Origin of the sequence: Streptomyces sp. NPDC058145 (assembly GCF_042884245.1) — a bacterium.
In the GTDB taxonomy this organism is placed as follows: Bacteria; Actinomycetota; Actinomycetes; order Streptomycetales; family Streptomycetaceae; genus Streptomyces.
Genome location: NZ_JBHVUH010000018.1, coordinates 154,129 through 174,924 on the forward strand (window position 1 = coordinate 154,129; position 20,796 = coordinate 174,924).

22 protein-coding genes and 1 pseudogene are annotated in these 20,796 nt (G+C 67.7%); 14 read left to right on the forward strand and 9 right to left on the reverse strand.

The genetic code is table 11. From position 1 onward, the window contains the following. Positions 1–23: 23 nt before the first annotated feature. Positions 24–683 carry a LuxR C-terminal-related transcriptional regulator gene (locus tag ACFVVO_RS33535; RefSeq protein WP_390060044.1) on the reverse strand — a complete coding sequence of 220 codons (660 nt, stop codon included), beginning with the start codon at positions 681–683 and terminating at the stop codon, positions 24–26. A gap of 207 nt (positions 684–890) precedes the next feature. On the opposite strand from ACFVVO_RS33535, the gene ACFVVO_RS33540 reads away from it, so the two are divergent. After that, on the forward strand, positions 891–2,222 hold the full coding sequence (locus ACFVVO_RS33540) for a hydrolytic protein (protein ID WP_390060046.1): 1,332 nt from the start codon (positions 891–893) through the stop codon (positions 2,220–2,222). Between the two features lie 654 nt (positions 2,223–2,876). Here ACFVVO_RS33540 and ACFVVO_RS33545 read toward each other — a convergent pair. Then, positions 2,877–3,119, reverse strand: a complete 243-nt coding sequence (locus ACFVVO_RS33545; RefSeq protein ID WP_390060048.1) for a helix-turn-helix transcriptional regulator — start codon at positions 3,117–3,119, stop codon at positions 2,877–2,879. A gap of 159 nt (positions 3,120–3,278) precedes the next feature. Between ACFVVO_RS33545 and cutA the strand changes: the two genes are divergently transcribed. After that, positions 3,279–3,605, forward strand: a complete 327-nt coding sequence (gene cutA / locus ACFVVO_RS33550; RefSeq protein WP_053748156.1) for a divalent-cation tolerance protein CutA — start codon at positions 3,279–3,281, stop codon at positions 3,603–3,605. A 49-nt stretch (positions 3,606–3,654) separates the two neighbouring features. Here cutA and ACFVVO_RS33555 read toward each other — a convergent pair whose 3' ends face one another. Beyond that, the gene (locus ACFVVO_RS33555) at positions 3,655–4,899 is read right to left on the reverse strand and encodes a helix-turn-helix domain-containing protein (RefSeq protein WP_390060050.1); all 1,245 of its coding nucleotides are present in this window, start codon (positions 4,897–4,899) and stop codon (positions 3,655–3,657) included. A 245-nt stretch (positions 4,900–5,144) separates the two neighbouring features. Between ACFVVO_RS33555 and ACFVVO_RS33560 the strand changes: the two genes are divergently transcribed. The 5 genes from ACFVVO_RS33560 to ACFVVO_RS33580 all read left to right on the forward strand — a co-directional run bounded on the left by ACFVVO_RS33560 (position 5,145) and on the right by ACFVVO_RS33580 (position 8,225). After that, positions 5,145–5,546, forward strand: coding sequence for an ATP-binding protein (locus ACFVVO_RS33560; protein WP_390060081.1), 402 nt, complete (start codon positions 5,145–5,147; stop codon positions 5,544–5,546). 5 nt (positions 5,547–5,551) lie between these two features. Beyond that, a complete protein-coding gene (locus tag ACFVVO_RS33565) occupies positions 5,552–6,130 on the forward strand; it encodes a hypothetical protein (RefSeq protein ID WP_390060052.1) in 579 nt (192 codons plus the stop codon). 130 nt (positions 6,131–6,260) lie between these two features. After that, the gene (locus ACFVVO_RS33570) at positions 6,261–6,515 is read left to right on the forward strand and encodes a hypothetical protein (protein ID WP_390060054.1); all 255 of its coding nucleotides are present in this window, start codon (positions 6,261–6,263) and stop codon (positions 6,513–6,515) included. Next, positions 6,512–7,216 (forward strand): class I SAM-dependent methyltransferase, encoded by a 705-nt coding sequence (locus tag ACFVVO_RS33575; protein WP_390060056.1) that lies wholly within the window; start codon positions 6,512–6,514, stop codon positions 7,214–7,216. The genes ACFVVO_RS33570 and ACFVVO_RS33575 overlap by 4 nt, the downstream gene beginning before the upstream one ends. Positions 7,217–7,502: 286 nt before the next feature. After that, positions 7,503–8,225, forward strand: coding sequence for an HAD family hydrolase (locus ACFVVO_RS33580; RefSeq protein ID WP_390060057.1), 723 nt, complete (start codon positions 7,503–7,505; stop codon positions 8,223–8,225). A gap of 710 nt (positions 8,226–8,935) precedes the next feature. Here ACFVVO_RS33580 and ACFVVO_RS33585 read toward each other — a convergent pair. After that, positions 8,936–9,373, reverse strand: a pseudogene (locus ACFVVO_RS33585) (MFS transporter); the annotation flags it as partial. Between the two features lie 87 nt (positions 9,374–9,460). Between ACFVVO_RS33585 and ACFVVO_RS33590 the strand changes: the two are divergent. Beyond that, positions 9,461–10,714, forward strand: coding sequence for a LysR family transcriptional regulator (locus ACFVVO_RS33590; RefSeq protein ID WP_390060058.1), 1,254 nt, complete (start codon positions 9,461–9,463; stop codon positions 10,712–10,714). Here ACFVVO_RS33590 and ACFVVO_RS33595 read toward each other — a convergent pair. Continuing rightward, positions 10,707–11,189: a hypothetical protein gene (locus ACFVVO_RS33595; RefSeq protein ID WP_390060059.1), complete on the reverse strand. Its 483-nt coding sequence runs from the start codon at positions 11,187–11,189 to the stop codon at positions 10,707–10,709. The genes ACFVVO_RS33590 and ACFVVO_RS33595 overlap by 8 nt on opposite strands. A 91-nt stretch (positions 11,190–11,280) precedes the next feature. On the opposite strand from ACFVVO_RS33595, the gene ACFVVO_RS33600 reads away from it, so the two are divergent. After that, a complete protein-coding gene (locus ACFVVO_RS33600) occupies positions 11,281–12,090 on the forward strand; it encodes an SUKH-3 domain-containing protein (RefSeq protein WP_390060061.1) in 810 nt (269 codons plus the stop codon). A 110-nt stretch (positions 12,091–12,200) separates the two neighbouring features. Here the strand turns inward: ACFVVO_RS33600 and ACFVVO_RS33605 are convergent, their stop codons facing one another. Then, positions 12,201–12,437 (reverse strand): cold-shock protein, encoded by a 237-nt coding sequence (locus ACFVVO_RS33605; RefSeq protein WP_390060082.1) that lies wholly within the window; start codon positions 12,435–12,437, stop codon positions 12,201–12,203. 253 nt (positions 12,438–12,690) lie between these two features. On the opposite strand from ACFVVO_RS33605, the gene ACFVVO_RS33610 reads away from it, so the two are divergent. Continuing rightward, entirely contained in the window at positions 12,691–13,332 is a 642-nt protein-coding gene (locus tag ACFVVO_RS33610) for a hypothetical protein (RefSeq protein ID WP_390060063.1), read from the forward strand. Between the two features lie 29 nt (positions 13,333–13,361). On the opposite strand, the gene ACFVVO_RS33615 is transcribed toward ACFVVO_RS33610, so the two are convergent. Next, entirely contained in the window at positions 13,362–14,483 is a 1,122-nt protein-coding gene (locus ACFVVO_RS33615; RefSeq protein WP_390060064.1) for an IS630 family transposase, read from the reverse strand. 628 nt (positions 14,484–15,111) lie between these two features. Here ACFVVO_RS33615 and ACFVVO_RS33620 point away from each other — a divergent pair. The 4 genes from ACFVVO_RS33620 (at position 15,112) to ACFVVO_RS33635 (ending at position 18,606) form a co-directional block, all read left to right on the forward strand. After that, positions 15,112–15,501: a hypothetical protein gene (locus ACFVVO_RS33620; RefSeq protein WP_390060065.1), complete on the forward strand. Its 390-nt coding sequence runs from the start codon at positions 15,112–15,114 to the stop codon at positions 15,499–15,501. A gap of 6 nt (positions 15,502–15,507) precedes the next feature. Then, positions 15,508–16,743 (forward strand): hypothetical protein, encoded by a 1,236-nt coding sequence (locus tag ACFVVO_RS33625; RefSeq protein ID WP_390060067.1) that lies wholly within the window; start codon positions 15,508–15,510, stop codon positions 16,741–16,743. A 406-nt stretch (positions 16,744–17,149) separates the two neighbouring features. Further along, entirely contained in the window at positions 17,150–17,659 is a 510-nt protein-coding gene (locus tag ACFVVO_RS33630) for a hypothetical protein (RefSeq protein WP_390060068.1), read from the forward strand. Between the two features lie 710 nt (positions 17,660–18,369). Continuing rightward, positions 18,370–18,606, forward strand: coding sequence for a hypothetical protein (locus tag ACFVVO_RS33635; RefSeq protein ID WP_390060085.1), 237 nt, complete (start codon positions 18,370–18,372; stop codon positions 18,604–18,606). A 32-nt stretch (positions 18,607–18,638) separates the two neighbouring features. Here ACFVVO_RS33635 and ACFVVO_RS33640 read toward each other — a convergent pair whose 3' ends face one another. Both ACFVVO_RS33640 and ACFVVO_RS33645 read right to left on the reverse strand, forming a co-directional pair. Further along, positions 18,639–19,280: a hypothetical protein gene (locus ACFVVO_RS33640; protein ID WP_390060070.1), complete on the reverse strand. Its 642-nt coding sequence runs from the start codon at positions 19,278–19,280 to the stop codon at positions 18,639–18,641. A gap of 251 nt (positions 19,281–19,531) precedes the next feature. Then, complete coding sequence (locus ACFVVO_RS33645; protein WP_390060071.1) at positions 19,532–20,593, reverse strand: hypothetical protein; 1,062 nt, start codon at positions 20,591–20,593, stop codon at positions 19,532–19,534. Positions 20,594–20,796 lie beyond the last annotated feature (203 nt).

Sequence of the window (20,796 nt, forward strand, 5' to 3'; positions counted from 1 at the left end):
CCCCTGCGGCGTCAACGCCGGTGTCAGATCAGTCCGTTGCGCAGTGCGTAGCCCACCGCGTGGGCTCGGTTGCGCAGTTGGAGGCGCGTGATTATCTCGTGCAGGACGTTCTTGACGGTCCGTTCCGAGTACGAGGTCTTGCGGGCGATCTCCGCGGTGTCCAAGCCCTCCGACACCAGGCGCAGCATGTCCACCTCGCGCGTGGTCAGCGTGGACAGCGACAGGCCCCGCGGGTCGACAGCCGAGCGCTGGAGGCTGCTCACATGGCTGAGCAGCTTGCCGAGCAGGTCGCCGGGGAGCACACCCTCCCCGTTGGCTATCGCCTGGACCAGCTGGAGAAGTTGGTCCTGGTGCGCGTCGGAGCGCCGCAGCACCGCCGCGACGCCGCACTCTATGACGCGTTGCAGCGCCCCGGATCCGAGGGTGCCGACCACGAGGCCGGTGCGGGTGGCGGTGTTGAGCCGCAGCCGGTCCAGCAGGGCCGCCACGTCGTCGTCCACGGTGTCCACGACCACCAGTGACGCCTGGGCCCGCTCCGCGCCGGCGTCGTCGAGCAGGTCGACCTCGGGGCGCTGGCGCAGCTGGTGGACGACGCCGACGCGCAGGACCGGATCAGCGGCGTACACGGCCACCGTCACCCGGCTCCGGTGTCTGGGCAGGTTCTTGTCTTGTGCACAGGACATGAGGGTTTTACCTGTTTCATGAATTCGTGGGGGGCTGGGCGCTGGGGCGTGGCGAGCACCGGAGGGCGGCGCGCGGGCTGCGACGGGAAACACCAATGCCCCCTGGGTACATAGGAGTTGCCGGTGACTGTCGGGGCATCGCGACTGCCCGCATCTTGCCCTCGCGTTCCTCGCGGCACGCCCGGACGTGTTTCTACGGTGGTAGGCGTGACGCCTTCCGCAGCCTCTTCCGGCCCTGGTGCGCCCGGCCTCGACATCCCGGCCGTGACCGTGACACCGGGTGACACCACCACGACAACCCTGACCGTCCGCAACGACAGCGACATCGTCGAGGCGTACAGCCTGGAGGTCGTCGGGGACTGCGCCTCCTGGACCACCGTCGAACCCGCCCGGGTCTCGCTCTACCCCGGCACCTCCGAAACGGTGACGCTCCGTCTGGAGCCACCGCGCTCCCCGGAGATCCGGGCCGGCGAGATGCCGCTGGGTGTGCGGGTCCTGCCGGCCGAGCACGCCGATGCGGTGCAGGTCCTCGAAACCACCGTGCACATCGAGGAGTTCCGCGAGCTGCGCACCGAGCTGGCCCCGCGCCGCCGGCGCGGCTGGCTGCGCGGCCGCTACCGGCTGGCGGTCCAGAACCAGGGCAACACCCCGGCGCAGGTGTGCTTCACCGCCGGCCAGGCGGGCGAGGAGCTGGCGTTCGCCTTCAACCCGGCGAAGCCGAAGCTGGAGCCCGGCGAATCGGCGGAGGTCGGACTGCGCGTCCGCACCGGCAAACCGGTGTGGTTCGGCTCCCCGGTGGTGTGGCAGTTCACCGTCGACACCACCGACGACCGGGACCAGGACGCACAACCCGGCTCGTACGACACCGTTGTCCGGACGCCGCTGGACGCCGAGTTCGTCCAGATCCCGATCTTCCCCAAGTGGCTGCTCGCACTGCTTGCCGCGCTGCTCGCACTGCTGATCGCCTGGTTCGCACTGATCCGTCCGACGGTGCGCAGCGCAGCCAAGGACGCGGCCGACGAGGCGGTCCGGGCACGGCCCACGCCCGCCGGACAGCAGACTCCCGGCAGCGGCGCCGGTTCGGCCGGTCCCGGCACCCAGGGGTCGGGCGCGTCGGCCGGAGCGGGCGGCGGCAGCTCGGGCGACGGTGGCGGCGGCACCTCGACCGGCAACGGCAGCGGCCAGCAGAGCTCGCAGACCATCGACGTGCAGACGGCGAGCGGGGAGACCAAGACCGGCACCTACACGGTGCCCAAGGACAGCATCTTCGGCGTCACGGACATCGTCGTTGCCAACTTCCAGGGCGACGAAGGGGTATTGACGATCTCCTTCGGCGACCGCAAGATCACCACTATCGCGATGGAGACCTTCCGCAACCAGGACTATCACTGGGTCACCCCCATCAAGGTCCTCGAGGGCGACGCCGTGTCCATCGAGGTGACCTGCAACAAGCCGGGCACCCCGGCCACCGGCCTTCGAGCAAAGGGCTGTCACGAGGTCCTGAACGTGAGCGGCCTGCTCAGCAGCACCAAGCAATGACTCGAACCTCCCCCCTTGTAACCCATTGTCGATCGGTAAAGACGCGATCTGCCAAGCGATGGGTCTTCTTTCACTCGGATCAGTCCTGAAATCGACAGCCCAGGTCTGAAAACCAATAGCCGACAACCCCAGGTCAGCGGCCTGGGGTTGCTCTGTTGCACGGGTCGACTGCCGATCCCGTGCTGCCCTGGCATGGTCGACCGGCCGAGGGGCGATGCAGATCCCCACAACCCCGTCCAGGCCCTGATCACCCAACGCACCCGGAAGAGTGGTGGGTGCCCGCACACGGCGCCCACCGACCTGCTGACCGGTGGCTGCCGCGTGGTCCTGAGCGACGGGGACGTGCTCGCCGCGGCGCTGCGACACGGCCGAGTGAAAGGTTCTTCATCACCGCGTCGCTGTTCACCGCGATGTTGACGGAGTAGGCCCGGGAGCCAGGGGTGCGGCGCTGTACCAGCCACAGCCACTGCTGTTCGCTGGTGGCGGGCATCCGCCTCGGCGGGCATGAGCGCGTCGGCGAACGTCTTGATCATCGCGCGCAGCAGATCGGGACTCGCCGCGGCGAGGACATGCAGGGGCGGACTGTCAGGTGCGGTCATCGTGCTGATCTCCTTCGGGCTTCGACACCTCGAAGATCAGCCGGTGGCCGTTCATCTATGCGGGCCCCATCCCGATGCCGGAGCAAACCCCCGGATCAGGTCGAACCCGTACACCACTTCCCTGGACGCAACCTTCCCACCACGCGTCTAGATCGACGCGGCGGCAGCGGAGTTCACCATTCGGAAGTTTGATCATTCGGGGCGCTTGACCGCGAGCGCGCAAGCGGTAGAACGCTGACGGGCTCATTCGGATTTCCGCCAGGACCTCGGCGAGTTTGAGCGCAGGAGGGCGAGCCATTTTTCCCCTGAAGATTTGAACGAGTCGCCAGACGCTGGGCGGCACAACAGAGCTAACTCAGTAGGTGAGTCCCGCCCATCTTGACCGGTAGCGACCGACTGTCGGCGTGCGCTGAACGGCTGGGTAGGGTCGCGGTACCCGAGCTGGAGAGGTAGATGCATGGCCCACGAGATTGTGATCGCGCAGACGACCAGTGACAACGAGGATCAGGCGAAGGCGCTGGCTCGAGGTGCGGTCGAGAGCAAGCTGGCAGCGGGTGTTCACATCGATGCGCCTATCACCGCCTTCTACTGGTGGAAGGGGAAGGTCGAGACGGCGCAGGAGTGGCGGATCTCGTACATGACTTCAACGGACCGTCTTCCGGCACTGGAGGCGTGGCTGCACGAGAAGCATCCGTATGACGTCCCCCAGTGGGTCACGCTGCCCGTGACCGGAGGATCGGAGGCGTACTTGTCCTGGGTGGTCGAGGAGACTCACCCGCAGTAGGGCACGCCACCCGGCGTCTCACCGTCACCGAGCCTGCCCGCCGGATGGCTCACGACGCGAACGCCAGCAAGTGGCCGGCCAGGTCGCGCTCCGTGTCGGGGAGCCAGGCAGCGATGCTCTGCGCCCGCTGACGTCCCATGGTGTTCGGCTTTGCCTCCGCTGCTGCGGCGAACTGGCGCGCGACGTAGACCCCACGGTCTACGTCGCCGCCGCGCAGAAGCGCCGACGCCAGGTCCCCGAGGACCACCACTCCAGAGTCAGGCAGTTCCTTGCCGAGACGCTCGACCGCGGAGTCGGCTGTGACCGACTGTTCTTGGCGCTTGAGTTCGCCGTATACGGAAAGCGCCAGTGAGTCCATCCGGTACGGCGTCACGAAGCGGACCCACGCCTGCTCGCTCGTATGATTCGCGAAGTCATACGCGAATCTCGCCTGCTCCAGGGCCCGGAGAGCGCCGGCATCGTCCCCTGATTGGCTCGCTTCCTCCGCGTACCGTCCCAATGCCCACGCCGCAGCGGTCGCGTTGCCATGCCCCCGCACATCCTGAGCCGCCTGTGACAGCATCTCCAGCGCCTTACCCGGGGTAGCGGCACCATAGCTCGCGTAGCCAAGCGCAAGGGCGCGCAAGGGCGGGTGCCCGGCCTCCTTCGCGCACTCCGAGGTCACCCGGTAATAGGCAGCAGCCTTATCGTGCTCCCCCAGGTCCCAGGCGACCCATCCGGCAAGGGCCGCGGTTTCCCCCGCCGCGATGGTCAGCGCTCGCTCGTGGGCGCCGGCACGGGGAAGCGCCGCGGTGATCGCGTCCAGGTGAGACTCGACCCGGTTCTGCAAACTGCGTGCGCTTTCACTCAGCTCGTCCACATGCAACTCGGCCGCGTGATCGATGAGCACAGACGCGGACTCGGGGTCGATCCTGGCTCCCTTGCTGAGCGCGTAGGCGAGTCGGCCCCAAGGCTCGGCCGCGGCAGCTGCGCCGACGACGGCGCTCCCCAGCAGCGTTCGGCGCTTCACGTCGTCCAGGTCCTCCCCTTCAGCTTCGCCCTTCTTCCTCCGTCTGACTCGGGCGGCCTTTGCCTCCCGCAGGAGCGGCTCCAACGGGACGCCGCAGGCCACAGCGATGTGCCCAAGTGTGTGGTTCGTAGGGACGTTCTCACCGTTCTCGTACCGACTGACCTCTCGGCGGGTCACCGTCGCCCGGCCCGAGGCCGCGTTGATCGCATCCGCCTGCTCATCCTGCGATCGGTCCGCGTTACGGCGCAGCTGACGGAGTAGTTCGGCGAACGGATCTGCTGCCATGAGTGTGACCTCTATCGGTGGGGAATCCAATCCTGACCCCAACTCCCCCCTCGTTTTTCCCCCTTGACAAAGTTTTCCCCCTCAGGTTTCCCCTGTTCCGGATCACGACACCACGGTGCGATGGGCACATGACCACGCACCGGGCAGCAACGCCTCCCCAACCTGGGACGACTGACGGCGGGCCCACCGCCGCCAGCAGCGCGCTGGCCGTGTCTCCGCTGGCATCCCGTGCCTTCGAGATGGTCATGGCGCCGGCGAGTATTCACGTCGCTCAAGCACGAGGCACCACAGCGGCCGTGCTGAGGAATTGGACCCTGCCGGACGCCCCGGCAGAAGACGCCCAGCTTGTCGTCTCAGAGTTGATGACCAACGCGATCAGTCACGGCTCTGGGGCTGTGGGTCTGCGGGTGCGGTACGGCAACCACCAGCTCCGGATCGAGGTCACCGACGGAAGCACCACCCCGGCCAAGCGACGACGCGCAGGTGCCAACGACCTGGGTGGGCGAGGGCTGCTCCTAGTCGCACGCCTGTCACATCGGTGGGGCGTGGCCGACAGCGGCCGGACTACATATGCGGTCATTCCCACTCTTACGGAGGCACCCCCATGTCGCCGCATGACGCAACCAACCTTGGATCCAACGTGTTGAGCCCCGTGACCGACCGTGGCCTGGGTCTGGAGGTGCAGCCATCCGGCAGCTGGCGGAATGCTGGCAATGACCGGATCCGGGGGCGGCACAGCGGTCCCGACCCGTTGGAGCGCCAGTCCCGCAATGGGCAGCTCCGTAAGCTCCGCCAGCACTTCCATCGAGAGGCTGTCGGAAAGCGCGGCCGTCAAGGCAGCGACCGACAGCTTCGCGTCCTGGCATACAGCTTGGTGCCGAGTCCGGGGGCCAGCCCCGACGAGGACTGGAACACCCTCCATGCCGAGGCGGAGCAGCACGGCTACGCGATAGGAGCAAGGCTCCACGATGTTGCCGTACTCGTGCCCACGACGTACTTCCCCGGCTCGCGCACGGGCCGGAGCATCTACACGCCCCCCTGGCAGCGCCCCGGTTGGCGGGAAGTCGAACGACTGGTCCAAGGCGCATTCGCGGACGGCGTGATCGTTCTCGACCGGCACAACATCAGCTCCAGCGACGACGAGTACCACGCCGTGATCAAGCATCTGGGCGAGCGGTACCAGGCGTTCGTACATCTCGTGATCCCCGAGGAGCCTACTGCGCCGACTTGAAGGCGTCCGGTGCGCTGGATGGACAAGAAGGGCTGGGGCTGGAGGCAGATCAGCGCCCAGGTCCTCCTCATCGCCACCGTGTTCGCCATGCTCGCCATCACCTTCAACTTCACCTGACCAAGGGCCCACCATGACATTCCAGGGACACACCGACCGGGCGCCGCGGCTCCTGCCGCACCGCGAGCAGGGCGAGGCCCTCCTCGCCATCCAGGAGGCCGCCCCGGAACTGCCTAGCGAGGCCGGGATCGATCTCTTCGCCGTCCCCGCCGGCGAGGTGCAGGGTGGCGGCGTCGACCTCTCCCGCTTTCACCGGCTCTTCCGCCTGCCGACTTCGGGGAACGGGGCGGCCTCGGCTTCGGCTGATGACCCGCAGGGCGCAGCATGAAGTCGCTGCTGCATCGCCTCAGTCCCGACCAGTGGGATGCCTGGTACAGCCAGGGTCGGGCCATAGACCGCCTCGTGACCGACGTCGAGGTCGACCGCTTTCTCCAGCACGTCAACCCGCACGCCGGGGCATCCGTACTCGACGTCGGCTGCGGCATCGGCAGCTTCAGCCGGCAGCTTTCCCGTTGGGGTTATGACGTGCTGGGCCTGGACTTCTCGCCGATCGCGATCAGGACGGCGCATCGGCAAGGCGTCAACGGTCGGCTGCACTACGGTGTGCACGATTTCGACGCGGGGGCAATCCCGCCTCGACTGCAGCCCGGCTCGCTCGACTTCATCGTTTGCCGCAACATCCTGCCGTTCATCGACCACCCCCGTTTCATGGTCGACGCAGCCGTTGGTTGCGCCCTGGCGGGCAGTTGTACGTCCTTGTTCGTGTCTGGTCCGAGCGCGGGGGCGAACCGGCCGAGAGGCCCTGGCAGCGCGGCTTCACCGAGGAACAAGTGCAGGACCTCCAGAACGGCTGGGCCAAACAGAACCGCTGCTGGCTCGGCAGACACACCGCGCTGTTCCTGTCCAACCCGCGCAACCGGACCTTGTAACCGTTCGTCGGCACCGGCGTCCACTCGTCAGCCCAGCATTTCCTTACCTCAAGTCGAGCCAGTGAGGGGGAAGGCCGCTGCCGGTCGAGTGGATGAGTGAACCGTGAGTGATCCGATTTCATCGTCCCGTCACGGTGCCTTACAGCGGTTTCCTCGATCCGGTCGGTATCCGACGTGTGCTCGCCCGCCTCGCCCGCAGCCGTCGCCCACACGGTCCGGCAGAGGAGTGCGAGTCGCCCCGCGCCACCACCCACCCACGATCCTCAATGCGCCGTTCGAGAAGGCCGGCGGGCCCAGCCAGTACCCCGAGTGTGAACTCGACCCGGTCTCGGACCTCTGAGTCGCGCCGCCTGCTGCCAATAGCCACCCTGATGAGGAGAACGAGCATGACCGTTCCAGCCCCGATTACTACACCGGCTCCGGCCGCATCCGAGATCACAGCTGGCGAGAGACAGCACGCTGGCCGCGCGCAGCGTGCGCTTCTTCTCGACCTCGACGGCGTCCTGCTCGACACCCGTCCGGTGATGCAGAAGGCGTGGCGGAAGGTGCAGGAGGCCCACGGCATCGCCCTTCCGTTCACCGCCTACGAGCGTCACCTGGGACGCGAGTTCGGCGACATCATGCATCGGCTGGGCGTCGCCGACGTCGACGCAGTCCGCCGGACGTACGAGACGGAATCCGTCGCCGTCGCACACCTCGCACACGAATTCACCGGCGTTGTCGAAGTGCTCCATGCCTTCGTCTCCGCCGGCTGGCGGCTGGGCGTGGTGACGTCGAAGCACATCAACCGTGCCGCCCCGCTCCTCGCGCACCTCGGATGCCCCTTCGCCACCGTCCGCACCTCCGCTGGGCCGGGCCGGGCGAAGCCGGCCCCCGACCCGATCCTCCTGGCGTTGGTCGACCTCAGAGTCGACCCCGCCGCGGCTGTCTACGTGGGGGACATGGCGGTCGACCAGGAATCGGCGGCCCGCGCCGGTGTCGCCTACGTCCATGCCGGGTGGGGATACGGGCAGCCCACCTCGCCCGCGCCCGAGATCGTCGCCTCGCCGGAGGAACTGCTGCAACTGCTTACCTCCGCCTCGCCGTTCGTCGAGGGGAGCCTGGTGTGAGCACCCGTGCGACCGGCGGTCTGGGTCTGGTCCGCTCCGACTTCGCCGGCCAGCCCCGATGGGCTCTCGTCGGCAGCAGCGCCCTGGACCACGCGAAGGCCGACCACATCCAGACCCGGGAACTTGAGACCATCCCTGTCGACCGGCAGGAACTGCGCGCCCTAGTCGAGGACGTCATGGACGCCTTGGAACCATACGGATCCTCGCGCGCCTCCACACCGGGCGGCGTTGGCTGGCTCCACGTCCAGCACGTTCCCGTTCGGCGCTTCGTGGCCGAGATCCTGCGCAAGCTGCTGGCCCTGGAAGCCTGGGAGCCGTTCGCGACGACTCCGGGGCCCCTGGCGCTCGCCCCGTACGAGGGGCTCGTCGGGCTTCGTACCAGCAGCTCGCGGGAGTACCTCGCGTACACCGTCACATGGTCCGGCATCGCCTATTTGCTCGGGGCAGCGGCTCCGCACAACCCGACCCGCTCCGCCCAGTTACGCAACCGCTCCCGGTCCAGCACGGCGAACACGGAGCCGAGCCCGCTCCCTGCGGACCTGCAGCAGCGGGACGTCGTGGCGCTGTCGTGGACCTCTCGGCATGCGGCCACCCTGACGCCGGTTCTCGCCGAACTGGAGCGCGATGGACGGACGAACCTGCTGCTCGACCTCGCCACCGATCCTGCGGAGCGGTGCTCCGCGCATGCGGCGTCGGGCATCGACCTGCAGGAACGGTCGGCTGCGCACCACCGGGGCCGCGCCTGCGGAGGCGTGCGCAGGACTGGATGGGGCGTCCGGCCAGGGCGCTCGCAGCGCGAGGGCGTGGGCGGGGACGGTGACTGCGGAGAGGATCCCGGCCAGCACGAGGTAGGTGTGCCGCCAGGACAGGTGGTCGGCGAGCAGGGCCGTCAGGGGTGCGAAGACGGTGGAGGCCAGACCGCCGGCGAGGGTGACGATCGTCAGGGCCCGGACGTGGTCCGGGGCCCACCAGCGGGTGAGGGCGGCGAACGCGGGCTGGTAGAACGTGGCGGCCATCGCGACTCCGGCCAGCGCCCAACCGGCGAAGAACATAGGCAGGTTGGGGGCCGTAGCCACCACGAGCAGGCTGGCGGCGCCAAGGGCTGAGCCTGCCGTCATGACGGTGCGCGGGCCGCGCCGGTCGAGCATCCTTCCCACCCGAATACCGGCGAGCGCGGAAATGACCAGGCCGAGCGAGAACGCCGGGCCCAGCCCTCCAACCGGTTGATCATTAAGATGGCGTTTCGACGCGTGATCGCCTCGCCCGAGCACGAGACCACCATCGCCATCTGCCTCACCCAGCTCGCCCGTCACCTCGACGATGAAGGCTCCCCGATCGGCTACGGCAGACGACGCCACTTGTTCACGTCCGAGAGCATCACGCTCAACCTCAACGAGTACACGCAGCTCTGCCGCCAGCAAGGCTGGGCCCGCGGTGGAACAGGCCGAATCCACATGCTCAGGTGGATGCTCCTGAGTTTCCTCCTCGGCACCCACGCGGACCTCCCTCCGAGGAACATCCACGCCCGTGACGAGTTCCGCTACCAGGTCCCGCCGCTGATGCGCGCGTTCCTGCTGAAACAGGCGGCCACAAACCTCGCTGCCCACCGGATCGACGAACCCGTGCTCTGGGAGCCCCCCACCGAATGGTGCGACTGGACCGACTGGCCTGGGGCTACCCCCGAACAGATCTCCGACAGCGACTTCGACACCTTGATCGCCGACCGGACCCCGACCGAGGAGACGGCCGCCGCCCTCGGACTGACCACAGAGCACGTCCGGCTCTACTGCGACGCCACCGGCACCACCCAACCGCCGCCCCCTCCCACATCCCCCGGCCTCGGCCGGCGTCGGCCTCGACGCGGGCTGCTCGACCCGGGCTTCCTCCGCACCACTCACTCCAGCGGAACTCTCAATCAGAGCCTGATCGCCCGCAGTGCCGGCTGCAGCCTCTCAACCGTCCAAAACGCCCTGGAAGAAGCCGGGATCCCCGCCACACCACGCCCCGAACCGCTCAGCCTTCGCATCACCCGCGAGGAACTCGAACATGCCTACCTGCACCGACGCCTCAGCATCCCCGACATCGCCGAACAGTTCGGTCTGGACAGGCACCGCCTCAACCTGCTGGCCAAGAAGTGGGGCATCGAGATCCGCCCGAACAGCGCCACCAGCAACCCGTTCGCGCTCCTGCCGGACGCACCGGCCCTGTCCCCGTCGATGGCGGCCGTCAGCAACATCCGCAACTGCGTCGAACGCCTCAGGCGCCTGGTCCGACTGCCCGGCCAACGGAACCTATGCGCGGTCGCCAGAAGCCTCGGAACGCTACCGGCGACGCTCACCCATCAGCTGCACGCCCTGGAAAAGGCTGCAGGCGTTCAGTTGATCGAGCGGACCAGCCCCCTCGCAGCCACTCCCGCGGGCGCCGCTCTCATCCACGAAGCAGAGCACCTGCTCAGCCTCCTGGACGCAGCGCAATCCTCCGTCACCTGACCGGCGGCTCGACCAGCATCACGACGCGGTCCGCCTCGACATCGAACCCGAGGACCGGACGGCTCCCGTCACCGCCCTCGGCATCCATCAGCACCGGCTTGCCCAACCGGCGACCGATCGCGGCGAGGAATCCGCACAGGGCATCAAGTGGCTCCTGCCCCTGAATCTCCCGCAGGTCGACGTCGATCTCCTCTGCTGCATAGAACCGAAAGATCGCCAACATGTCTTGCACCGGCCGAACCTCCAGATGAGGCTGCTCGGCGTCGGCGGGACGCGACAGCACGACCTCTGCCGGGGGCAGCGGCAGCGCTGTCGAGCCCTCGGAGTACTGAAAGGTCCAGCCCTGCTCCACCACGAGGTCGAGGACCGCCTGCCAGTCCCTCTCTGAGGCATTGGGCACCCACACGTCCGGCAGCGACCCCATCACCTCGGGGTCGAAGAACCACCAGACGTCGTCCCACAGCAGATCAGCCACGGTCCTATCCTGCCGCCCCAGTGCACCCTGGCCCACCGATTTCCTTACCCAACAGGCCCTGCTTCGGAGAGCGGGATGCCAGGATGTCCGGGTGGTCAGCGCTGAAGAGTGGATTCGAATCCGTCGCGGCCTGCGGTTCGGGCAACGGATCCGAGGGACGGTGACGGCAGTCCCGAGGCCGGGCGCGATCGGGATATTCGTCGACATCGGTCTTCCGGTCGGAGGGTTCGTCGATGTTCTGCTTCTGCCGACGGTCGCAGACCGCTGGCCAGACCAAGGAACCGAGGCCGAATTCGAGGTCTGGTGGGCCGATCAGCGACAGCAAGTGCGACTCAAGCCAGTTGACCCGCAGTTCCTGCGTGACGACTTCGCCCACTGGCAGGCGGACTGGCGGCCCGGCTGGCCAGAAGACGTGCCAGTGGACCAGGCATGGGTCGATGCGGCGGCGACGTCTCTACGGGGAACTGGCGTGATCGAGGAGACACTGCGCTCAGCAGGCTGGCGGCCGGGACGGCACGTCTCGACGGACCACTGGCGCAAGACGCTCGAGAAGACCGGACTGGTCCGCATGCACGATGCCGCTAAAGCCTTCTTGGCGGAGTTCGGTGGCCTGGTCGTCCAGATCAGCGGCCCCGGGATCACCTGCGCCAAGACCCCCTTCAACTTCGACCCGGACAACCTGATAGGCGAGGAAGACCGCTTCGCCGACTGGAGTCACACCATCGGGCGCGCGATCTTCCCCCTCGGCGAACTCGATGAGGGCAGATTCTTCCTCGGCATCGACGAGAACAGCGAGATCTACCTGGTCGAGACCTGGCTGGCTACGTTCGGCGATGCCCAGGATGCGCTGGAGAAGCTCATCCTGGGCATCGCCCCGGAACGGATCGAGACTGCCGACTGAACAGCCCCAACCGGACCGGACTCCACTCCGACGATGCTTCCCGGCGGGCCACCCGATTGCTAAAGATCAGCCGATCGACACATTGCTAACGCCACGCGGAATCCACAGTCTCAGCAGGACCTCCTGCTAACGAAGCGGCCGAACCTACAGCGGACGATGTTCTCGGCTTGAGGGCCCTTCTGACCCTGAGTGACGTCGAACGTGACCGCCTCGCCCTCCACCAGCTCGCGGTACCCGTTGCCGGAAATATTGGAGTAGTGGGCGAAAACGTCCGGTCCGCCGCAGTCCTGAGCGATGAAACCGAAGCCTTTCTCGGAGTTGAACCACTTCACGGTGCCGCTGGCCATACTGCTGCGTACTTCGATCTCGCCGGGCGTACCGGCCGGGGTCAATAGCAATATCTTCCACTGCGTGAAGACATCCGCGTCCGTTCTACCCCAGCCGCGGCGCCGCCGCTCGGACATTTCGACGACGAGCCGGATGGGGTCTGCGCAGCGGGTCACGCATCTAGTGCTCTGACCGCATACCTTCGCCGGGTTGGGCGGATGTGGGGCCATTAATGCCAGCTACCTGGCCGGGGCATCCGCCTATGCTCGGCTCGTGCAGCCGCTTTCCGACCGCAGCAATCCGTTGATCACGGCGTTCCCAGCCGAGCTTGCAGGCGATGCCGAGGCAGTCCTGGCGGTGATGCCTGATTCTCGGCTCCAGCCGCATGCCTCGTTCTCGGTCGCTGTCGAGGGCCAGCAGGTTTTGATCCCCGGGCGCCTCTACAACGACGAGCCGCCAACTGACAGGGTGGCGTCGCTTTCGTCGCGCCAACAACAGCTTCTGCACTGCCTGTACTCAAGGCACTGCGACGGCATGGTCAGGCAGCGCCACCTGGAGAAGGTCGTTGGTTCCACGGACCCATGGGTCGTCCCCTTCGTCGTGCAGCTGGTTGGCGAGTACGTCCTGGAGATCCTGGTCGTCATCTGCGATGAGCTCCGTGATCTCGCCACGCCCGGCACCTACGGCCACCTCGCTTACGGGCAGTTCCTCGTGGACAACGCTGCCTTCTTCGCGCGCACTCAACGGCGGGTCGTGAGCTACTGGAGCTGCTACTACCGGGGCACCTACGCGAGTTTTCGGGGCTACCCGGGGTGCACGATTCTTGACCTCCTACGGTCCGCTGCCTCCGACAGAGCAGGACATCCCTGGCCCAACCTCGCTCCAGCCAGCGCCAGGGTGGACGGCTACTGCTAGAGCCCGGCCGGGCAAGGTCGCCGGGCTGGTCAAGCGGCATCGGCGAGGGGACGTCCGCCCCAACGGATGCCCTTCTCGCTGCGGATGCGAGCGCGCTCGCGGCGCTGGGCTGCCAGCACGTCGGGGTGACGGGCATTCGCGTTGCGCCAGCGCAGATAGGCGTGCAGGGCCCGGGTCTGCACGGTGTGGTTGCGGTGGTTGGAGTTGGCGATAGTGAACTGCCGCAGCGGCCCGAAGTGCGCCTCGATTGGGTTGGCCCAGGACGCGTATGTCGGCGTGAAGCACAGCTCGACTCGGTTCTTCTTCGCCCAGCGGCGGATCGTCTCGCCCTTGTGGGCGGACAGGTTGTCCAGGATGACGTAGACAGGGGCGCCGTCCGGTCGGGCAGCCCGGATCGATCTGAGCGCGGCCAGCGTGTTCGCGGCGCCCTTCTTCCGGCGGTTGACACCCCAGAGCGTGTCGTCACCGACCGAATAGCAGCCGTGGAAGTACCTGACGCCATGCGTGCGGTGGTAGGTCGCCGGGTGCCGCTCGGGGTGACTGGCCGGGGCCCAGCCCGCACCGCCGGTGGGGCGGATGCCGAGCGGGCCGAACTCGTCGAACGCGAAGACCCGGTCCGGGAAGCGGTCCAGGACCTCCTCGATCCGGTCCAGCTTTGCCTCGCGGTCGGGGTCCGGGGACTCCTTCCACGTCTTGGTGCGCTGGAAGGTGATGCCGCGGCGGGCGAGCAGACGGCGTAACGCCTCGCGGCCGATGCGGATGACCCGCCCATGGACTTTCCGCAGGTGGGCCAACAGTTTGCGGATGGACCAGCGAGTGAAGGGCTGGCCGAGCTTGGTGGGGCGGGTGGTGGCCGTCTGGATGACGAAGTCCTCGTCGTCAGGACTGAGCAGGCGGGGACGGCCTCCCGCCCACCGAGGGTCCAGACAGACCAGGCCGATCTCGTTGAACCGGTGGATCACCTCCCGGACGGTGCCCTCGTCGGCCTGCACCAGCTGGGCGATCACCGGGACCCGGTTCCCGCCGGCCGACGCCAGCAGCATCATCGCCCGTCGGAAGCGGACCGAACTGGTGCTGCCCCGACGCACGATCTGCTGCAGCTTCTGCCCCTCCTGATCGGTCAACCTGCGCACGCGGACAGGCTCAGCCACCACACCCCCAGCACTCGGATCGAACGTCACGCAACATCCAACCGCCCCGACCACCAACCCGGCGAACCAATGTGGTCAGAGCACTAGCGACCGGCCTGCCACCGAGGGTCAGGTTCGTGGCTGGGGCAGCGTGCCGGGCCTAACCGAGACCAGCTCGACCTCGGTGCAACCGCTCGCCTCGAGGTCTGCCTTGCACCGCTCACCGCTAATTCTGCCGTAGGCGACCGCGGACGCCTACGGTCTCCCGTCGGCGTCTGTCCAGGTCAAGCCGAAATTTTCCATCGTCGTCAAGCGCCCATCACCGCTGTCGGCACTAACACTGCCAGCGCGCAGGTTCCGTCCGTCGGCGCTGCGCCTACGTTGCCAGCGCGTGGGCGGCTCTGGTCAGAGGCTGGGCAAACAGCGACCTGTCCCATCGTCCGGAACGGGGGACGAAGTCGCTTCCCGCCCTCTGGTCGCCAGCGCACCGTCAACGCCCACGACGAGCCGGGCCAGGCATCGTGGTGAATTGGACCGAGTGGCGCCTGCAACACTAGTGACGGCGCCTGGAGTTGGCGTCTTCGTCCAAGGTGGCTCGCTGAGGCCAACGGCAGATTGGTGCGGCCGCCCGACCCTGTAAGGAGCAGTGGTGAGCGCAGAGTTTTCGTCGGGTCCGGCCTTCACCGAGGTGCGGCTGGCCGGGCCGGCCGCGGAAGTCGCCCGATTGGTGGAGAAGCTCAGCGGGAGCGCCGAGGTCATCTTCGACTCTCCGTCCAAGACCGGTGCGAGCGGTGATGTCGAGCGCGTGCTGCACCTGGTCACCCATGCCGAGCCGCGGCCTGTCACGGGCGAGGGGGTGTCGGTGACCGTGCAGAGCGTGCTTGAGGCTGAGGGCGGTGCCTTCTCCGAGCTGCCCGGCCCGGCGGCCGTTCAGGAGGTGGAACAGGCGGTGAAGGGGGCTCTGCAGGGGCTGCCGCAGGTTCGCCGGGTCAGCAGCCGGGTGATCTCCGCGTGGGGTCTGCCCTCCACGGGTCGGTAATCGGCCGTGGCAGGCGCCGAAGCACGGCTGGACGCGGCGGGTGTTTCCCTGTGGCTGACCAACTGGAAGACCGACGCGGGCGGGGCGTGGTCCGGGCGCCGGGTTTTGGCCCTGGTCGGCGGCGCCTACGCGGGCCGATTGGATTTTTTCGTTCACCCCGACGGGCAGGCCGTCCAGGTCGACATGCTGGAGGTGGAGCGCCGCTTTCAGAAGCGGGGCCTGGCCTCGGTGCTCATGGACGCGCTGTACGCCTCCCATCCGACGGCGTGGATCGACCACGGCGGGCGAAGCCCGGAAGGGACACTGTGGTGGGACCGCTACCGCGAGCCCGCGCCGGAACGCAACATCCACAACCGGCCGCCGGTCGAGTGGGCGCACTACTTCGACCCGGTCGGCGTGGCCGGACAGAAGACCCGCAACGCCTACCAGAACCGGTATCACGGCGTGGACGGCCACCGTTCGGTGGTGTACCGGTACGGCGAGCCGATGGAGGCTGAGGCCCGGCACTACGCCCCCCAGTTCCGTGAGCCCGACGCGCAAGCGCTGGATCCAGCCCTTCACGAACTGCACGGCGGGATGCGACTGTTCCTGCCTCCCGGCCTGCACCGCCTCGCCCATGGCCCCGCAGCGGACGCCGTCGTACGGGCCGGCATGCTGCTCGACCACATCGGCTACGGCAACCTGCCGGCCGCCGCGGCTTGGAGCACCACCAGACTTGAGGCACTCGAGGACCTCGCACAGGAAGAGGTCTTCGACACCAGACAACACGCGCCGGCGACGCACGTGACCTTCCGGATCCTGCCCCTTGCGCACGAGGAGCTGCCCGAACACGACCCCAGAGCCTCGTGGCTACGCTTCGTGAACTCGCCAGGGATCGAGGTGCAGCTGGCAGGCATGTCCTGGAGCTTCCCGGACCGGCCGTGGGTCACCCACCACGCCGCCTTCGACCCGCCGGTGGCCGCAGCCATAGCGCCCCAGTTCAGACAGGACGCCAGTCCCGCCTACCTGTCCCGCTACAGCGAACTGGGCGATCTGCTGCCCGGCCAGCGGGCCCACCGCAGCGAGGCACCGTCCCCGTATGTGGGGCGCGGGGCGGAGATCACCGCGATGGCGAACCAGCTTCTGGAGGGCATCGCACAGCGGGCGGCCGCCCGCCCGGACATCCCCTCGGGGCAGCCACAGCACGCGGAGCAGTCGGCTCACCAGCAGCCTTCACAGCGGCACACACCACGCCTGCCGTAGCCGCGACGGGCTCGGAAGCACCGTTTGACGAATCGCGTAGGCACGCGGAGACGGTGAACGCGCAGGGCCTCGGCTCCAAGGGCGCTCGCTGCAGCCGAGGACGTTGGCGGTGTGGTTGCCGGACGGACGTACGGCGGTGTCGCAGCGGATCGGTGCCCGGCTTGGCGCCAAGCCCGCCCGTTCCGGACTGCGGCCGCGGTGGGCCAGCCCCCTACCCTCGCCGCAGGCGCACTCTCCCTGCGGAGGGGACGCCGTTCCCGGCCGCGGGCACATCGTGGTGAGCGTGGTGGGCTCCCATCCCGTCCGCCATCGACCCAGGCAGAGCCGAGCAGACGTGTGGGTCGACGGCGGACGGGATGGGAGCTGGGGTGAGTGGTGCCGCAGACGATCACAGGGGAGGGTCCACGTGCCGAGTGATCTCCAGTTCAGTTGGAGTCTGACCGGAGCAGGTTGGGCGACGTACCGAATCACCGATGGTAGGGCGGAGCACAAGAGCAGTCCGAGCTACTGCACCAACGCTCTTGCTGATCTGCTTGTTGGTGTTGCCGGGTTGTACGGCCCTGACGCCACTCAGCGGTTCTCGTTCGACCTGGAGCCCTCAGAGGTGAGGTGGGTCCTCAGCAGCCGTGAGGCGGCCGTCGCCATTGGAATCTACCGATTCCCGGACATGTTCAAGAGCTTCAACCTGCCGGACGATGACGGCCACCTCTTGTGGAGCTCAGAGCAGTCGCGCACCGCGTTCGCTCACGTAGTCGTAGAAGCGGCACAAGACGTTCTGCGCTTGCACGGCGGAGGCGGATATCGGAAGAAGTGGATGCAGCACCCCTTTCCCATCGTCGAGCTGCGAGAACTCCGTCACCTGCACCTTGAACAGGACACTTGCGATCTCCCCCACGAGCTGCCACACCCGGAGTGAGTCGTGCCCCTCGCGTGCCCGATCGAGCGGGGAACCACGGGCAACAGCGGTGCACGACGGGCGCCGGACACGACGAAGGCCCACGACCGATGTTCCTGTGTTCCTGATCAGGGGCCTTCGACCTGCGCGGAGGCGGTGGGATTTGAACCCACGGTGACATCGCTGCCACGACGGTTTTCAAGACTTCACCTACCTCAGGGGTGTAGCCGGCCAGGTTCCGGTATTGTGCCCCGCCGTTGAGCGCTGAGATCATCCTGGCGAGTGCCTGGGAGAAGGCGCCGGGGAGGGTCGTGTGTCGTCCGTCGTTCTTGTGGTCATTCTCGTGATGGCGTCGCTACTGTGCGTGACCGGTGTATTGGCCATGTCGACTGGGCGCATCGCACTCCCTTGGGCGCGCAAGAGAGTGAAACGGCCTCGCGTGTGGGGTGCTGGGACGTTGCTGATCGCGGCGAGCCTCACGGCGGCGTGGCTGGTTCCCTTCCATGGCCAGAGCCTGCTCTGGCTCGCTGGCCTCGTGCTGACTTGTGGGGCTCAGGGCTGGCGGCATCGGGAGACACCCCGGGAGACTGATCTGTCAAGAACAGCGCCGACACCTGACACCAACGGCTGACACCAACAGTGGCGAACAAGGCCGCACGAGAGCGGCCCTCAGCGGTCGGTGGACCGTCGTAGGACTGGGCACCCTCCAGCCCTCAGGGTCCTTCGCGACCATGCTCACCGACCGCCGGGGCCAACTGCTCCCGGCTGGCTCAACGCCGTCCGACAGGACGACCTGCCCAGCCTCCGACGGCATCGACCGCGGCATCGACGCCGTCACCGCAGGGCTGACCCTGCCCTGGAGCTCTGGCGCGGTCGAAGGCCATGTCAACCGGATCAAGATGCTCAAGCGCCAGATGTACGGCCAGGCCGACTTCGGCCTGTTGCGGAAGCGAGTCCTGCTGGCCTGACCGCAGCCTGGTTGCTCAACGAGTGGGTCCGTTCAGCTGATCGCGAGCGTCACGGGATCCAGGCCCAGCTTGCTCCGGCATGAGCTGACGGCCCGGGTGACCCAGGCAGTCACAGCGTCGCGATCTGGCGCGATCGCGTGAAGCTCACGTGCCTTCTCCTGGGCCTGGACCATCCACGGGGCCAGCGGGTCTTCTCGAAGGACTCGTTCGAAGTGATCGCGTGCCGTGGCCGCGTCTCCGGTCAGAGCGGCTGCGATCCCGGCGTCGAAGCTGTCCCAGAGCAATCCCCGGCGCACCGGCCTGGAAGTCAGGTACCGGGCTACGTCCGGGAGGGCCGGGAACTTCTCCCTCAGCGCGGTCACGTTCGCAGCCGCCTGACGGCTGAGTTCCAGTGCCAGCGGCGTGAACTGGTCCTCGGTGCGAAACGGCTCGGGGCCAGTCCGGACTGAGTCCACATGAAAGGCCAGGTGGTCCACGTCGTGCCACAGCCACATCGCACCGACGTGCAGACCGCTGCCGGCGGTCCGTGGCGGAGTGAATTCCACAACCCCGAGCCACCACTCGTGATCATCGATCCATAGCCGCGACCGCCCGCGCTGAGCCAGGCCGAGCGGCTTCAGGGACTCCCGCGCTGCCGAGGTGATGATCCGGAGGACCGGACTGCGGTCTGCCATGACTGGCATTATCGGCCGTCCCAACGACACCCCTGTCGGTCGGGGCAGCACATCACGCTGCACAGCAGCCTTCAGCAACACCGAGCGTCACCGCTCCAAAAAAGTTGGACCAGAACCCGAAAATCGACAGCAGATGTTCAGAAATGTTGACAGCACCCCGGCGCGCTTCTGGTTCGATAGAGGCCAGGCCCGAGCCCCGACTTCTAGCCGCGGCAGCAGCCGACGCCGAGCGGTGGCGCCGGGCGACCGGGTCAGGACGTCCAGCAAGTGTAGGTGAACCAGGTCTGGACCTCGTCGGCGGACAGCACACGAGTCAGCTCGGCCGTCCCTGGGAGCATCGGGAAGAACCGGTCGGCGTTCCAACTGCGCGGGTACATCGGCTCGTCCAGCACGAGTAGGCGGCGCCCCTCCACAACGGGGATGTCGTCGGGCAGCCCCTCGTTCCAGATCCGCTCCCCGTCCGGGGCGAGGAGTTCGAAGGCCCCGGTCGCGACGGCCCCGGTGCGCCCCTGGGCGGGCTCGGGGTCCGTGGCCAGGCGGACGCTCTCCGCCGACGGTGCGGTGCCGGGCACGTGGCCGCCGCCGACGAGGACGTGGGCGAGCAGCGTGTGCAACTGGAAGTTGTCCCCGATGCCGCCGATGCGCACTTCGAACCCGGTCCCGGTGGGCCGGTGCAACACCACCAGGGGCTCGTCGTCCAGGATCGCCAGCGCGTAGGCCAGGCACTTGAGGTCGTGCCGCTCCAGGGCCGCCAGGTCGCGGCAGGCGGGGAGCAGCGCGAATGCGTGCCGACGGCGCACCTCGGCGCTGCGGCACAGCACGGCCAGCGCGGGCGGCTGCCACTGCTCGACCGAGCACCAGGCCAGCGCCAGCCGCAACGCCTCGTGCGCCTCGCCACCCAGCCGGGCCATCAGCGCGTCGTTGATGATCTTCTCGTCGGCGTCTGGCAGTTCGTCCCCGGCATCGCCGGCGGCGGCCCAGCGGCGGGCGAACTCCAGGGCATCGAGCAGGTCCCGGTGGGTGCCTTCGAGGACCGGCTCCGCACACGCCACCGGATCGGCACCACGTTCCACGCAGAAGCCGGCCATCGTCGCCAGCATCGGGCGCGGACCGGTGGGCGGAAAGGCAGGGAGTAGCGCGGCCAACCTGGGTCCCACCGGCACGCATTCGGGGCCCGTTGCCGACTGCAGGCCGCTCATCGCCGCGTTGAACGCACGCTCGGTGCGGCCACCGTCGCGAGCGGCCACTGCCTGCTCCAGCTCTGACATGACGGCGGCCAGGTCCGCGGCCTTCTGCTTCCTTCTGAAGATCACCGGCACACCTTAGGCCCGAGGTCTGACAGGTGTCATCAGGCCACCGTCGTTCAAAGATTCCGGACCGCTCCGTGCTGTCGAAACTGGTGAACATTCGCTGTCGGTTCTCGGGTTCTGGTCCAACTTCTGTGGTGTGCCTACTCCCTGTGATCGTGGGTCTTGCTGGTAGGTCTCGCGAGATCGTCTAGAAACTGCCGGTGCCG

What these genes read in the sequence shown, in the direction of transcription:
- ACFVVO_RS33605 (WP_390060082.1), bottom strand. Translation starts at nt 12,437, where the DNA reads ATGGCCAGCGGCACCGTGAAGTGGTTCAACTCCGAGAAAGGCTTCGGT.
- ACFVVO_RS33575 (WP_390060056.1), top strand. Translation starts at nt 6,512, where the DNA reads ATGAAGTCGCTGCTGCATCGCCTCAGTCCCGACCAGTGGGATGCCTGG.
- ACFVVO_RS33635 (WP_390060085.1), top strand. Translation starts at nt 18,370, where the DNA reads ATGCTCACCGACCGCCGGGGCCAACTGCTCCCGGCTGGCTCAACGCCG.
- ACFVVO_RS33535 (WP_390060044.1), bottom strand. Translation starts at nt 683, where the DNA reads ATGTCCTGTGCACAAGACAAGAACCTGCCCAGACACCGGAGCCGGGTG.
- ACFVVO_RS33580 (WP_390060057.1), top strand. Translation starts at nt 7,503, where the DNA reads ATGACCGTTCCAGCCCCGATTACTACACCGGCTCCGGCCGCATCCGAG.
- ACFVVO_RS33590 (WP_390060058.1), top strand. Translation starts at nt 9,461, where the DNA reads ATGGCGTTTCGACGCGTGATCGCCTCGCCCGAGCACGAGACCACCATC.
- ACFVVO_RS33555 (WP_390060050.1), bottom strand. Translation starts at nt 4,899, where the DNA reads ATGGCAGCAGATCCGTTCGCCGAACTACTCCGTCAGCTGCGCCGTAAC.
- ACFVVO_RS33545 (WP_390060048.1), bottom strand. Translation starts at nt 3,119, where the DNA reads ATGGCTCGCCCTCCTGCGCTCAAACTCGCCGAGGTCCTGGCGGAAATC.
- cutA (WP_053748156.1), top strand. Translation starts at nt 3,279, where the DNA reads ATGGCCCACGAGATTGTGATCGCGCAGACGACCAGTGACAACGAGGAT.
- ACFVVO_RS33640 (WP_390060070.1), bottom strand. Translation starts at nt 19,280, where the DNA reads ATGGCAGACCGCAGTCCGGTCCTCCGGATCATCACCTCGGCAGCGCGG.
- ACFVVO_RS33560 (WP_390060081.1), top strand. Translation starts at nt 5,145, where the DNA reads ATGGCGCCGGCGAGTATTCACGTCGCTCAAGCACGAGGCACCACAGCG.
- ACFVVO_RS33570 (WP_390060054.1), top strand. Translation starts at nt 6,261, where the DNA reads ATGACATTCCAGGGACACACCGACCGGGCGCCGCGGCTCCTGCCGCAC.